At 56.3% G+C, this 14,311-nt stretch carries 12 protein-coding genes; 7 read left to right on the top strand and 5 right to left on the bottom strand.

The features are described from left to right. Positions 1–173: 173 nt before the first annotated feature. From ACN0TS_RS05550 to ACN0TS_RS05540, 3 genes are read left to right on the top strand one after another with little or no spacing between them, the layout of a single operon-like run. Positions 174–1,163: a glycosyltransferase family 2 protein gene (locus ACN0TS_RS05550; protein WP_417258344.1), complete on the top strand. Its 990-nt coding sequence runs from the start codon at positions 174–176 to the stop codon at positions 1,161–1,163. Beyond that, complete coding sequence (locus tag ACN0TS_RS05545; RefSeq protein ID WP_417258343.1) at positions 1,160–2,002, top strand: sulfotransferase family protein; 843 nt, start codon at positions 1,160–1,162, stop codon at positions 2,000–2,002. Before ACN0TS_RS05550 ends, ACN0TS_RS05545 begins: the two co-directional genes overlap by 4 nt. Beyond that, positions 1,999–2,964 carry a glycosyltransferase gene (locus ACN0TS_RS05540; protein WP_417258342.1) on the top strand — a complete coding sequence of 322 codons (966 nt, stop codon included), beginning with the start codon at positions 1,999–2,001 and terminating at the stop codon, positions 2,962–2,964. The genes ACN0TS_RS05545 and ACN0TS_RS05540 overlap by 4 nt, the downstream gene beginning before the upstream one ends. Before the next feature lie 12 nt (positions 2,965–2,976). Here ACN0TS_RS05540 and ACN0TS_RS05535 read toward each other — a convergent pair whose 3' ends face one another. Genes ACN0TS_RS05535 through ACN0TS_RS05525 form a run of 3 tightly spaced genes read right to left on the bottom strand, consistent with a single transcriptional unit; the run spans position 2,977 to position 6,284 of the window. Further along, positions 2,977–3,786 (bottom strand): CpsD/CapB family tyrosine-protein kinase, encoded by an 810-nt coding sequence (locus ACN0TS_RS05535; RefSeq protein ID WP_417258341.1) that lies wholly within the window; start codon positions 3,784–3,786, stop codon positions 2,977–2,979. Positions 3,787–3,798: 12 nt separating this feature from the next. After that, positions 3,799–5,346 (bottom strand): GumC family protein, encoded by a 1,548-nt coding sequence (locus ACN0TS_RS05530; protein ID WP_417258340.1) that lies wholly within the window; start codon positions 5,344–5,346, stop codon positions 3,799–3,801. Continuing rightward, positions 5,343–6,284, bottom strand: a complete 942-nt coding sequence (locus ACN0TS_RS05525) for an ExeA family protein (RefSeq protein WP_417258339.1) — start codon at positions 6,282–6,284, stop codon at positions 5,343–5,345. Before ACN0TS_RS05525 ends, ACN0TS_RS05530 begins: the two co-directional genes overlap by 4 nt. 176 nt (positions 6,285–6,460) lie before the next feature. Here ACN0TS_RS05525 and ACN0TS_RS05520 point away from each other — a divergent pair, with 176 nt between their 5' ends. The 4 genes from ACN0TS_RS05520 to xrtD all read left to right on the top strand — a co-directional run bounded on the left by ACN0TS_RS05520 (position 6,461) and on the right by xrtD (position 12,745). Beyond that, complete coding sequence (locus tag ACN0TS_RS05520) at positions 6,461–8,929, top strand: tetratricopeptide repeat protein (protein ID WP_417258338.1); 2,469 nt, start codon at positions 6,461–6,463, stop codon at positions 8,927–8,929. Positions 8,930–9,092: 163 nt separating this feature from the next. Then, positions 9,093–9,689 (top strand): polysaccharide biosynthesis/export family protein, encoded by a 597-nt coding sequence (locus ACN0TS_RS05515; RefSeq protein WP_417258337.1) that lies wholly within the window; start codon positions 9,093–9,095, stop codon positions 9,687–9,689. A gap of 34 nt (positions 9,690–9,723) precedes the next feature. Beyond that, positions 9,724–11,088 (top strand): hypothetical protein, encoded by a 1,365-nt coding sequence (locus ACN0TS_RS05510; protein WP_417258336.1) that lies wholly within the window; start codon positions 9,724–9,726, stop codon positions 11,086–11,088. A 40-nt stretch (positions 11,089–11,128) separates the two neighbouring features. Further along, complete coding sequence (gene xrtD / locus ACN0TS_RS05505; RefSeq protein ID WP_417258335.1) at positions 11,129–12,745, top strand: VPLPA-CTERM-specific exosortase XrtD; 1,617 nt, start codon at positions 11,129–11,131, stop codon at positions 12,743–12,745. Positions 12,746–12,766: 21 nt separating this feature from the next. Here the strand turns inward: xrtD and ACN0TS_RS05500 are convergent, their stop codons facing one another. Continuing rightward, positions 12,767–13,558: a WecB/TagA/CpsF family glycosyltransferase gene (locus tag ACN0TS_RS05500; protein ID WP_417258334.1), complete on the bottom strand. Its 792-nt coding sequence runs from the start codon at positions 13,556–13,558 to the stop codon at positions 12,767–12,769. Between the two features lie 391 nt (positions 13,559–13,949). Beyond that, positions 13,950–14,138 (bottom strand): hypothetical protein, encoded by a 189-nt coding sequence (locus ACN0TS_RS05495; RefSeq protein WP_417258333.1) that lies wholly within the window; start codon positions 14,136–14,138, stop codon positions 13,950–13,952. Positions 14,139–14,311: the final 173 nt, after the last annotated feature.

Raw genomic sequence — 14,311 nt, 5'->3', positions numbered from 1 at the left:
GCCAGAGTGGCGGCATTCGGCTCGTTGCCCACACGATAGGCGCGACAGGATGATCACGCCATAAGTTTTGTCTTAAAACCCCAAGAGTTCTCTCTTTGCGTCGTCGAAGTCACAGCTATAAGGTTAACAAAACAAAAACGAAGCCTGTAGCAGTTGGGCAATGGAGACGGGAAATGGGGCGCAGTGTGGCGGAAAACGACAGGTATCAACTGGTCGTGTCGATCATCAATTATCGCACGGGTGATATGACGATCGCCTGTGTGCAATCGGTGCTGGCGCAACTGTCGAACATTCATGGGCATGTCGTCGTGGTTGACAATGCATCGGGCGATGGCTCCGCCGATCAGATCGCCGCATGGATCGAAGCGCAACCCGCAGGCACGCCCGTGTCGCTTCTCCGCTCCCCTGACAATTCGGGGTTTTCGGGGGGGCATAACCAAGCCTTCGCGGCCTTTGACGCTGAGCTCTATTTTGTTCTCAACTCGGATGCCTTGCTCCGCGACGGGTGTCTGGATGAACTGTTAAAACAGACCCTAATCCAGCCCAAAGTTGGTCTTTTTGCCCCGCGGCTTGAGGGCGAGGACGGTGAGGTTCAGGTCAGCTGCTTTCGGATGCCGACCCCCGTGACGGAGTTGATCCGTGCGGCGCAGACGGGGATCGTCGCGCGTTTCTTTAGGCTTCACGATCAACCTTTGGAGATGTCACCCTCTGACGCGGATATCGGTTGGGCGAGTTTTGCGGCAATTGCCATTCGGCGCGAGGTCATTGAGGCTGTTGGCCCGATGGATGAGGGATTTTTCCTCTATTTCGAAGACACCGATTACTGTCTTTCTGCCACCCGCGCAGGATGGTCGATTACCTATGTCGAGGACGCCCGCGTTGTGCATTTCCGTGGTGGCAGTGCGCCTGTCAAGAAATTGGGCGCGGCGCGTAAACGGCTGCCTGCCTATTACTACGCTTCGCGCTCACGGCTGTTTTACAAAGCCTATGGGCGCAGCGGTTTGCTTGCAGCGAACCTTTTGTGGCATCTGGGGCGTCTTATCGCTGCGGCGCGGGTCGTTGTCGGCGGATCATATCCGCGTACCGTGGCCAAAGAGGCCCGCGACATCTGGATCAATTTCCGCACGCCACTAGGGGATCGCATGGGAGGTCAGCGCAAATGATCGGTCCGGATGTGATCATCATCGGCGCGATGAAGTGCGGGACAAGCACTTTGGCCGCGCAGCTTGGTGCGCAGGATGGTGTCTTTCTGACGCAGCCCAAAGAGCCGAATTTCTTTTCCGACGACGACATCTATGCCAAGGGCACTGCGTGGTACGAGGCGCTGTTTTCGGGTGCGCACGTGGGCGACATTACGGTTGAGGCCTCGACCCATTACACCAAATTGCCGACCCATCCGCAGACCATCGCCCGCCTGAAGGCAACAGGATTGCGCCCCAAACTGATCTATATGGTGCGTGATCCGATGGCTCGTCTCGTCTCGCATTACATCCATGAATGGACGCAAGGTGTCATAACCTGTTCGCTTGACGAGGCGTTGCGCCAACATCCTGAGTTGGTCGAGTATAGTCTCTATGGAAAACAGGTAACGCCGTGGGTCGAGGCCTTTGGCGCAGACGCGATCTTGCTGCTCACGATGGAAGAGATGAAGACGGACCCACATGAGGTGCTTGCCACCGTGGGGGATTTTATCGGGCGGACTGGAATGGTGTGGCGCGATGATTTGGGGCGGATGAATGCCTCTAGCGAACGCATTAAACGCTTTCCCTTGCATGGCCTTGTTTTCGATAATCCCGTGGCGCAAACCCTGCGTCGGACCCTGGTGCCCAAGGTGGTGCGGGACGGGTTGAAGGCGAAGCGGCAAATGCAGTCACGCCCCGCATTGTCCGACGCAGAACGACGCAGGTTAGAGCCTATTTTTGCGGCTGATGCTCAGAGACTAGAAGAACACTTTCCGCAAGCTTCGGGTCTAATTTTTGGTGAAATGAAGGACGCGACATGATCGAACTGGCCGCTGTCGTGATTGGGCGCAACGAAGGGGCGCGGTTGATCGAATGTCTTGACTCGTTGGTGTCGGTGACCACGGTCATCTATGTCGATAGCGGCTCCACCGACGGCTCGGTTGAGGCTGCGCGAATGCGCGGGGCCGAGGTTGTCGCACTTGATATGGAACGCCCCTTTACCGCAGCACGGGCGCGCAACGCGGGCCTTGACCGTTTGCGCGACATGGGCGGGGCGCAGTTCGTGCAATTTGTGGATGGGGATTGCGAAGTTGTAGAAGGGTGGCTTGACGTCGCGGCGGCGTATTTGCGTGCCAACCCAGAAGTGGCGGTGGTCTGCGGGCGGCGCCGCGAACGTGCGCCTGAAGCCAGCATCTACAATGCCCAATGTGACCGTGAGTGGGATACGCCTGTGGGCGAGGCGCTTGCCTGTGGTGGTGATGCGTTGATGCGCATGGCCGCTCTTGATGAGGTTGGTGGATATGATCCGCACTTGATCGCTGGCGAGGAGCCGGAGTTGTGTCTGCGGTTGCGGGCCAAAGGGTGGCGCGTGGTTCGGATTGACGCAGAGATGACGCGCCACGATGCAGACATCACGCGGTTTTCACAGTTCTGGAAACGGGCGCGCCGTGCGGGATACGCCTATGCCGAAGGGGCCCATATGCATGGGAAAACGCCAGAGCGGCATTTCGTATCGCAGACATTGCGAGCTTTAGTTTGGGGCTATGCCTTGCCCGTGATGATCCTGATCATCGCTATGTTCGGGACGATTTGGGCGCTGGGGCTTGTCTTGATCTATCCCGCACAAATCCTGCGTCTCGCACTCAAACGGGGCGGGACGAAGGCAGCCTTTGCGGAGGCGTGGTTGCTGACCATTTCCAAGTTCGCAGAGGCCCGCGGCGCGTTGGAGTTCCATGTGCGCAAGGCGTTCAAGCGCCCTTCAGGGCTGATCGAATACAAGTAAGGCTTTGCCCGTTCAGTAGTATTCGTAGTTCGCTGTCGATGTCGGGTCGGGGTAGTTGCATTTGTTGAGCACAACGCCAAGCACGTTGGTCAATTCCGACAACTGCTGTTCCACCACGTCAATCTGGTCGATGGGGGTGCGCTCTGCCTCGACGATCAGCAGGGCGGCATCAATATTCGACAAGAAACCGCGCGTGTCATCGGCAGCCAAAAGTGGCGGCGTGTCAAAGAGCATCAGCTCGGGCTCATAGATATCCTGTACGCCAGAAAGAAAATCACTCATGCCATCGGACTGCAAAAGCTCGGCAGAATTAGCAACCGGTTGCGCATTCAAACTGAAGGCAAGGTTCTCGCCCACGCGGCAGCAATGCGCCTCGAACGGTGTGCGTCCCTCAACGACGTCATCGATCTGGGTTGTCGGATGGTGATTGAGCAACGTCTGAAGCGACGGACGGCGCAGATCGAAATCAAACACCATCGTTTTATGATAGGGCAGACGACCGAACGAGAAGGCGAGGTTGGTCAAGGTTGTGGTTTTCCCGACCTGTGGGCCAGCAGAGACAATGGCGATCCGACGCCAGTTGTTCTTTTTGGCTTGATCGCGGATGCGGGTCCGCAACATGTCGTAATGACTGGAATGAACATTGCTCTTTTGCGTCATGACACGCTTGGCGATCAGAGTGGTGGGATCAATCTCCAACTCGGGCAAAGCATTCCAGTTCTGCTCCACTGTGGAGGCCACGGCGGTGGGCATCTGAGCCAGTGCTGCCTGTTCCTGACGGATGGCGCGGGCCTTTTCGATGGCGATTTGTAGGTTTTCCATGACGCGTTCTCCTCAGAGCATCAGCCCGGTTTTTTCAAGCACTTTGCGAACAATCGTATCGACGGGCATGTAGTAGGTGTGCACAGCCCAGACCAGGGTTGGAATCGAGGTACCAACGAAGAAGGACGCGAGTGCAACTTTGGCCCGACGCCATGCCAGTTCGCCTTGCGTGCGGGTGTAGGGGATGGTGGCAATTGGCGTGATGCCGATGCTATTTACGAGATCCTTGGACCGTTTGGGCGCGGAGCTTAGCACTTCAAGCAGAGCGATGAGTGCCGCGCCAAAGAGGAAGCCGGCACCGATGCCTGCCGCTGCGATTTTCTTGCGGTTGGGACGGGTGGGTTCGGTTGGCACGGAAGGCTGCTCGATGACGGTAACACGCTGTCCGCGCGACAGGGTTTCAATGCGTTCGCCTGTGGAGGCCTTTGCCAAGCGGTCGGCCGCCTTGTTGTATTGTTCTTGCGTATTGTCGTAATCGCGTTGCAGGGTTTCGATCCGTGCGCCGATTTCGGGCGTGCGTTCGATGGACGCCATCAACTCGACAACTCTGATTTCTGCCTCTTCGTTCTTCTGGATCAAAGAGGCCACTTTCGCGTCGATTTCCGACAGTTGGAGGTCGAGCATCCGTTTGGCTGTGCTAACTTCTTCTTCGGCGTTATCGGCCTCTTCGGGAGGCAGGATCGCGGCCTGAAGCATATCAATGCGGTTACGCAGGGATGTGATGCGCGGGCTGTCGGGCGCATAGACGGAGGAGAGGTCAGCGAACTGGGCTTTCAACTCGCGCAGGCGGCGCTCTTCGGCGGTCTCATTGCGCACGGCGGCGGGGGTGTCGAATTCGCCTGATGCAGCGTAGACCTGAACGAGGCGCTCTTTTTGATCGTTGAGAGAGGCGATCTCATCCTCGTTACGCACAATGCGCTCTTGCAGGTTGAGCAGCAATTCGCGGCGGTATTCGAGGCTCTCGGGCAGCGCATCGGCGTGTTCGTTTTTGAAGGCCAAAATACGCGTGCTTTGAATGTCCAATTCGTCGGCCAGACGGTCAACTTCTTCGGCAAAGAAGTCCTGTGTCTGCGTGGCGCGTTCCGAGCGGTACTCCGCGTCCTCTTCGAGGATAAAGGTCAGATATTCGCTCAACACACCTGCGGCGATGTTGGGGTCTTGTGAAGTGAAGACAAGCGTCATGATCGTCGCCTCGTCACGCCCTGTGGAGCTATTCACGTGGGTGTTGGCGCGCATGGCCTGGACGATCTGGTCGGGGTTCATCTGGGCCTGGCCTGCGAAAACGTCGAGCTTTTGCGCGACATTAAGCAGATTCTCACGGGTCAGAAGACGGGCTTCGAACAGTTGCAACTGTTCCTGCTTTGGCAGTTCTACGGTCGATTGTGCAAGCTGTCCCGGGATTTGGGAGCTTTCAACGATGAGGCGCACGCGGGACTCGTAGACCGCAGGGAGGGTGATCGCTGTCAAAATACCGACCATCGCAAAGATGGTAAGCATCAACAAAAACCAAGGGAGCCTGCGCCAGAGAAGAGCGGCGTAGAACTTGATCTCGTTATTCATGCGGCGGCTCCTGCGGCAAGTTCACCGTAGTGGAACAGGCCATCTTCGATGACATTGCGTACGGTTGCTTCTGTCACGGTGCGGGTGTCGGCGCTCCATGCGTAAACCATGGACAGGTCACACAATTGGTTGACAAGACGCGGGACGCCTCCTGTTTTCATGAATACAAAATGCGCGGCCTCGGGGGTAAATTCTTCGCCTGTTCCGCCAACCGATTTGAGACGGTGCGCGATGTAACGCCCTGTTGAATCGTGATCGAGAGGGCCGATGTGAAAACTGGCCGCGATGCGTTGGGCCAGTTGGCGCATTTGCGGGCTGGATACGATGTCCCGCAATTCTGGCTGGCCCACGAGAATCAGTTGGATCAATTCGTCTTTGTTGGAATTGACGTTGGTGAGCATACGGATTTCTTCGAGGCCTTCGACGGAGAGGTTTTGTGCCTCGTCGATCATCAAGACCACGCGGTTGCCTGCTGCATATTGCTCCAAGAGAAAGTCCTGAAAGCGTTGGAACAGGGACACATAGTTGTCGCCGAGGGGGGCCGCGTCGATCCCGAAAGAGTTGAGAACCCATTGCAGCAACTCCCCCCGCCCGCCTTGGGCGTTGGAGATCAGTCCGATCACAAGGTTCGGGGTGCGTTTGCTCAACAGGGCTTGGATCAGTGTTGTTTTTCCAGAGCCGACTTCTCCGCTTACCAATGTAATGGGCGCACGTGACAACAGACCGTATTCCAACACGGAGAACGCGCGTTTGTGCTGTGCCGACCAGTACAAAAGACTTGGGTCGGGTAAAAGCGTGAACGGGCGCTCCGTCAGCTCGAAAAAGCTCGCATATAGTCCTTCAGTCGACATCTCGATTTCCGATGTTTTGTCGATGCCACTCTTGGCGGTGGCGATACTCGATGTTTCCAATTTGTCCGTTATTGAGAACAATTTCATGGAAAATTAAGACATTGTTGCGGCGCAGTTGGGGAAAAGCGAAGAATACATTAATAAAACGTTAACAAAATGTGATTCATTGGTCACGATTTTGGGTGGAGACTCCGGTTCCACCGTTTGGGCGGGTAATCTGATTCACCTCTCGTGTGGCATGTTCTAGGGTGGTCGAGGGTAAAATGATCGACGCGAAAGGAGCGTTCGGTGTGACGCGTATCGGGTTTATATTGGTATCTTTTCTGGCTTTGACGGCCTGTAAGTCTTCGGAGGAAAAAGCCGAGGCTTATGTGCAGTCGGCCATAGAACTGTCGTCTCGTGGCGAAGTGCGCGGGGCCATTCTTGATTTGAAAAACGCGATCAGGTTGGATGAGCACAACGTGGCGGCGCGCAAGCTATATGCGCAACTATTGTTTGAGGCGGGTGAGATTTCGCGGGCGTATCGTGAATACAAATATGTGTCCGAGGCACAGCCTAATGATCTGGACGCAGTGCGGGCGATGGCGGGGATTGCATTTGATAGCAATGACCTCGACGGGGCGCAGAGCTTTTTGAGCAAGGCGCAGGCGATTGATGCCGAAGATTCTGGTGTGCGCGAGATCGCAGTTGGACTTGCCTACCGTGACGCAGCAAAAGCCCGCGATGACGCGGCTATGGATCAGGCGGCCCGCGAGGCCGAGGCGATTCTGGATTTGAATGCCGAGGCGGTGCGGGCGCGACGGGTGGTCATTGCGAGTCTGATCCGCACGGGACAGACCGAAGAGGCGCTAAGTGTCATTGACGCGGGCTTGGCCCTGACGCCAGAAGACCGTGCGTTGCACAACACCAAATTGTTGGCGCTTAATGAATTGGGTCACATGGAGGAAACCCGCGCGCATATCTTGACCATGATCTCGCTTGATCCAGATGACACAGCGACACAACGGCTTTTGATGGATTGGTATCTCACGCAAGACCGCGTCGACGAGGCTGAGGCATGGTTGAAAGGTCGCATTGACGATGAAAGCGCGAATGCAATGCCGCGCCTGACCTATCTGCGTTTCCTGTCACAGCTGCGCTCCAATGCGGTCATGCGCGATGAGCTGCGTGCCCTGTTGGAGATGGACCCTCTCCCCAATGATGTGGCAGAGAACCTCGACTTGTTTCGGGCGCTCTTGGCGGGTGCGGATTACATCGCCGGAGACACCGATCAGGCAATGGCGGATTTGGAGCGTCTGATTGAAGGCAAGGAGTCTGACGCAAAGCTGGACCAGATCAAGATGCAGCTATCGGTGATGTACCGCGAAACGGGAAATGCGGCGCGGGCGCGGGCTTTGATCGAAGAGGTTCTTGCCCATGACGCGGGTCAGTTGATGGCGCTCCAGGAAAAGGCGCAATGGCTGATTTCGGACGGTGATATCGACAATGCAATTCTGGTGCTGCGCTCGGCGCTTGGTGATGCGCCCGATGATCCGGAGTTGTTCTCCCTGCTCGCGACGGCCTATGAGCGCGATGGCAAACGGCAACTGATGTCCGATATGCTGGCGCGTGCGGTGGAGGCCTCCAATAATGCGCCCGATGAGTCCTTGCGCTTTGCTGCGGTGTTGTTCCAAAAGGGTGAGCCGCGTTTGGCCGAGAAAGTGATTGAGCAAGCCCTGCGGCGCGCGTCGCGTGATCTGCGCCTTCACAACAGTTTGGCGCGTATTCATTTGGAGATGCGAGACTGGCCACGTGCCGCGCGGGACATCGACGTCATTTCACAGACATTTTCCTCACAAGAGGCGCAAGAGATTGTTGCCGATCTGAAGGCGCAGCTTTTGGCGCAACAAGACAAGTCCGACGAGCTGACGACGTTCCTGCAAGAACGAGTAGACGCGGCGGACAGCACGCTTGGCGCCAAGATCGCCAATATTCGTAATTATCTTTTGAACGGTAATGTCGAAGCTGCACGCGAACGTATGGCGTTGGTGCTACAGGACGCGCCTGACGACCCTAACGTGCGGTTGATTGCGGCGATGGTGGAAAAAGATGCGGGTGATCCCGCTGCGGCACAAATCGCGTTCAAAACGCTCACGCAGGATGTTCCTGACTTTGTGCCTGCGTGGCGGGCCTTGGCCCAAGTGACGCAGGAGTTGGAGAGCGGTGAGGCGGCGATTGAGGTTGTTGAAGCGGCGCTAGAGGTGTCTGCGCAGGATCGCGATTTGCGGCTTGATTATGCGGGGCGGCTTGAACAGGTGGGGCGGATTGACGAGGCGATTGCGGCCTATGATGCGCTTTATGCGCAAGGAAGCGATGACTTGGTGGTTGCCAACAACCTTGCGAGCCTGTTGACGGCATATCGTCGTGACGCGCAAACCGTGGAGCGTGCTTATGACATCGCGCTGCGGCTGAAAGGGACATCGGTGCCCGCGTTTCAGGATACCTTTGGATGGGCCGCTTTTCTTGCGGGGAATGTGGATGAAGCCCGTCCCGCGTTGGAGGCTGCGGTCAAATCGCTGCCGAATGAGGCTTCGGTGGTCTATCATCTCGGTGAAGTTTACGTTCGTTTAGGGCGTGTTGAGGAGGCGCATGCGCAGTTCGAACGGGCCAGTGATCTGTTGCGCAATGGACTCGATGTTGATCCAAGGTTGCGCGCGGACCTCGCCAAAGCACTGGAAACGCTAGCGCAATAGCGCGGCGCATGTCATAATGATCCGAATAGATGAGGTGAGTTCCGCACAATACGGCATAAGACCGTCGGCGGGGTGCCTCGTATAAATCTATCTATAAGTGGGACTAACCCACGGGCAAACGAAGCAGTCATGGCCGCAAAGGCCAAAGAAATAAAGGTGAGGCATGCCTAGATTTATCTCAGGCCTTATGGCCGCATTGCTGATGCTTATCGCAACAGCAGGCTACGCTGCGGGCTATCGTATCCAGTCTGGCGACACGCTTCAGGTTGAGGTGTTGGAAGACCCGCAACTGAATCGCACCGTCTTGGTTCTGCCCGATGGCACTGTGAATTTTCCGTCGCTTGGTGCGGTGCGCGCGCGTGGGAAAACGGCGATTAACGTTCAGGAAGACATCTCCAAAGGATTGAGCAAGATTTTTGCTGCGACGCCTACGGTCTATGTGTCCGTGGTGCATGTGCGCGATGTTCTGCCGTCAAACGTGCGTCCCGATCCTGACAACATTTATGTGATGGGCGAGGTCAAACAGCCTGGTCTCATAAAATCCGAGGATGAAATCTCGATCCTGCAAGCCATCGCGCAAGCGGGTGGTTTTACACGGTTCGCAGCGACAAAACGTGTCGAGCTTCATCGCATTGATACGGAAACACAATCCGAACAGGTTTACTATTTCGACTATAAGAACAAGCGCGGCATTTCGGGCGGGTTCAGGTTGCGTGCAGGGGACGTCATCACGGTTCCCGAGCGAAAGCTTTTTGAGTGATCGGACAAATTCAGGCACTTCAGGAGCTACATCTGTGACTTTCACAAACACTTCCTCGAAAAAGGCGGCTCTAGCTGTTCTTTTGACCTTGTTCGTGGCGCAATCCGTTGTCGCACAAGAGCAAGGTGTCGGTGCGGATGACGTGCCGCAAGGCAGCCGCTTTGCCGTTGGGACAGGTCTTCAGTGGGATTACAATCCGGAACAAATTCCGGGCGGTGATGCCACGCGCACAGGGCTGATCTCTACTGCCGACTATAGTTACAGGTGGGAAACACCATCGACTGCGCTGACATTAAAAACGGGCGCGGATTACGGAATAGGGTCGGACAGCCATGGGCTATCGGCGCCGTATTTTGATTTGAACTTTGTCAATGAAACGGCGCGAACCCGTGTGACATCGGTTCTGAAATATGACGAGGGGGATGTGTCTTCCTCGACCTATAGCACCGCAAGTGATGGCTCGATCGACATCGCGGCGGGGTCTGGCAGTGTGGCGCAGTCTCAGGCCATGTTCGGCTTTGAGGGTGGGGTGGATATGCCTTTGAGCTATGACCTGACCGCGCAATGGCGCAAGACGGATTTTAGCGACAGCATTTCGACAACGCATTTCGACAATGAGACGCTGCGCGGCGAAGGACGCGTGACCGCTCATCTGTCGCCTATGACGTCTCTCATCTTCGACGCGATGCATGAAGAGTTTTCCAAAGATGACGGGATAAACACCGAGAGAACAAGTGATCTTGCCCGTCTCTCCGTGGCGCAGCGATTGGACCGGATCACGGTTGCGCGGTTCGGGTTGGGGCATCGTCGTATGGCGTTGTCGTCGGATGTGAAAGATACCAAAAATAGCGGCGTAACAGCCACTTTCTCATTGCGGCGCGAGCATCGCGGTGGAGAAAATCTGCTGCGCTATACCCGTGACATCAACAGTGTAGGCGCATGGCAGACCCTCTCGGTCGGGCGCTCTTCGGACCTGCGCGATGGGCAAATCAAATGGTCGCTCGGCGTCACAGACACCGCTCAAGGCAATGTCGAGGCCATCGGGGATCTGACCTTCCGTCGCAACCTGAAAAGCGACTATCTCGCCATTGGTGTGACGCGCCGCTACGACATCAATGATGTGGGCGAAGATGAAATGGCCAATCGCGCCAACCTGATGTTGGATCATTCCTTTGACGACATTTCGGGTATCAATGTCCGTTTTTCGGCGACAGCCTTGTCGGCACTTAGCGGCGATGACGCGCAATATGACGCGCGTGTTGCCTATCGCCGCGATGTGATGGAGGACGTGTCCCTTGAGGCAGGGGTCCGGTTTCAGGTCTTGGACGAGGCGGGAGAAGATCGGGCTGAATCGGGTCGTGTCTTTTTGACCCTGAGTCGCGAGTTTTCCACGCGCTGATCAGGCGTGCAGGTGAGCCAAGTAAGGGTGTGAGTACGTGATGGCCAAGGGGGAGACACTGACAGCGCAGCGGTTAAGAGGTGTATCCTCTGGTGTCATTTGGCTCGTGCTTGCTCTCATCGGTGCGGCGCTTTTTTTCCATGAGGGCGTTGGCGCTCTTCTGACCGCTTGGGCCACGCCAGAATACAGCCACGGACCGATCATTCCGCTGTTGTCGGGTGTGTTACTGCTGCGCGAGTTAAAGGACGTTCCTGTGCAATCTGGCGCGGTCAACCGAGCTCCGGGAGTGGCCCTATTGATAGCCGCTGTCGCATTTGCAACTGTCGGGAAACTTGCCCAGATTGATGATGTGGTTGCCTATGCGACAATCCTATGGGTTGGGGCCTTGCTGCTGATTTCCTTTGGCTGGAAGCAGGGCAAACATTTCTGGCCCGCTGTGCTGCATCTTGTTTATATGCTGCCCTTGCCAGGGGTGTTCTACTACAAGCTTTCCACCTTCCTACAAGGCGTTTCCTCTGAGCTTGGGGTGTGGATGTTGCAGGGGCTGAGCGTCCCTGTGTTCCTTGAAGGCAATATCATCGAGCTTGATACGATCAAGCTGCATGTAGCTGAGGCCTGTTCGGGGCTGCGCTATTTGTTCCCCATCCTGAGTTTCTCCTACGTCTTTGCGGTGCTGTATCGCGGCCCGTGGTGGCACCGTGCCGTGCTGTTGATTGCCGCTGCGCCGATCACGGTATTGATGAATGCAGTGCGCATCGCGATTGCGGGCCTGTTGGTCAAACACTGGGGGGCCGATCACCTCGAAGGGTTCTCGCACTTCTTTGAGGGCTGGGTGATCTTTATGGCCTGTGTGGTGCTGTTGATGCTCCTTGCATGGGCGCTGTTGTGGCTGCGCCGTGATCGCGTCCCGTTCTTCGATGCATTCGATTTGACGACGGACGGGATGTGGGAACAGGTCAAGCGGATCGGTCTGGTGGAACCGTCGCGTGCGTTGATGTTGGCCGCTTTGGTGACGCTCGCAGGGGCGGCCATATGGCAAATACGTCCCGAACCTGTGTCGCAGAGCGTGGAGCGTGAACCCTTCGCACTATTCCCGCGAGAAATTGGTGGGTGGTCGGGCGCGGACATGGGGCGCTATGACCCTGCTGTGGAGCAAAGCCTTGCCGCCGATGACTATGTGCGGATCAACTATGCCCGTGACGGATTAACCCCAACTGTGGAATTTTTCGCGGCATTCTACGCCGATCAGACCAAGGGCGGCACCCATTCTCCAGAGATTTGCTTGCCAAGTGCGGGTTGGGAGATCGCGCGGATCGAGCGGGTCGATTTGGCCCCTCAGGTTGGGTTCTCTCAACGATTCAACGTTAATCGTGCGCTGATCCAAAAGGGCGAAGCGCGGATGCTGGCCTACTACTGGTTCGAGCAGCACGGACGCCATGTGGCGTGGGATTTCGAGGCAAAGATGATGCTGTTTTGGGATGGACTCACGATGGGGCGCACCGATGGCGCACTCGTGCGGTTGATAACGCCCATTGGGGCAGGGGAGACAGAAGCCGAGGCAGAGGCGCGGTTGAGCGATATGTTTGTGCAATCGGTTCGCGTTCTGCCTCGCTTTGTTCCCGTCGCTGAGGCGTTCACTCCGATCTTTGTCGAGTGATGGTTTAATCCGTCCGGCGGGTTAGGCCGCCCGTAAAAACAGCCAGAAGATTTTAGGGCCATCAACGAGGTAGCGTTTCCACATCCGTGTGGGGTTGCTCAACAGGCGGTAGGCCCATTCAAGACGGCGCTCTTGGACCCATTTGGGTGCGCGGGTCTGGCGTCCTGTCAGAAAGTCGATGCTTGCACCCACACAGAGGCCCACGCCCGTGGTGTTGCCGCGCCGCTTGAGGTCAAGGGCGAAGAGTTCCTGTTTTGGGAAGGAAATGCAGATCAACAGCACATCATAGTCCACAGCTTCGACGCGGCGCAGGGTCTGCGTCCATTCGGGGGAGCCAACGGACATGTGAGGGGCATCAATATGCGTGAGTTTGGCGTTGGGGTAGCGCAGCGCCAGCTCATTGAAATCCGCGATCTGAGGACCAAGAACAGCAATCCGTGGGCCGTATTTGCGTGCAGATGCGATGAGGTCATGCACCATGTCCGAGCCAGGATAGGGGCTTAGGGCGATGCCTTTGAGGCTTGCGAGTTTATCAAGGATACGGCTGTCACACACGCGGTAGGTCGCAGCCTCATAGGCGGTGCGTAGATCGGGACGTTGCCAGATCTGAACCATGTGATCGACGTTTGGCGTCACGATGTAGGAAAATCCCGTCTCATGTGGCGCGTGCAGGAGATCTTGCCAGTCGGTCTGCTCCGCAACGGCAAATTCCAGTCCCATAAACGATACATTCGCAACCGCTCTCGAATCACCTTGGATATATTCAGAGGGATCTACAGTGTCGGCGGCAGTGAAGTCTTGATGCTCAATCATTAACATATCCGTTGTGGCGCACGGAGGGCTCCGCGCATTTGTCTGGGCGTTAACCTTCGTTAATAAAAGCGGCGCAAATATGGTTGAGATGAGAAAGTGCTGTGTTTTCTGCCGAGCCTCAGGTGGTGGTGACAGAGGGCCATCCTCGCGCATGCGCGGGTTCAGAGCGCCATTCGCACGGTGATATGGCTCTAGGTGCTGTGACCTGATTAAGCGGGGGGCTGTGGCTTTTCAGGGGCAGCACGCTTATCGCACGTGGCAATCCAAGCCCGTGACGAGCCTTGTGGGCTTGAGCATTTGGGGTGCCTTGCCTCAAAAGGGAGGCAGTACACATAGAAACGGCGGCCTTATAAAAGGCCGCCGTTTCGAATTTAAAATCGAAAACTACTGATTAGTCAGCAGCAACGATTGCTGCAACAGCGAGTGCGCCGAGCAGAAGAAGAGCAGCGCCGCCACCGAGGGAAGAGCCAGCAGCTTCTTCAACGATCACAGGGGCTTCAATAATTGGCTCAGAGTAGCTGCCTGCGGAAGCGGAAGCAGCTGCGAGAGCGAGAGCGGAAGCAAGTACGACTTTTTTCATCACCAGAATCTCCATAAAGAAGGTATACACTCGACCACTTTGGTCAAGCTCGGATCAGATTTTGCACAAACAGCGCTTCGATTAAAGCCCTAATTTTCTACAACCTCTCCGTTCTCCCCGCTCTCTGTGGCCATTGTAGCACATAATGGGGTGTTTTCCTGTAAAACAGCATG

Origin of the sequence: Celeribacter sp. (assembly GCF_048266405.1) — a bacterium.
Classification (GTDB): Bacteria; Pseudomonadota; Alphaproteobacteria; order Rhodobacterales; family Rhodobacteraceae; genus Celeribacter.
The sequence above is the reverse complement of the archived record's forward strand: the minus strand, read 5'-3'. Positions and strand labels throughout refer to the sequence as shown.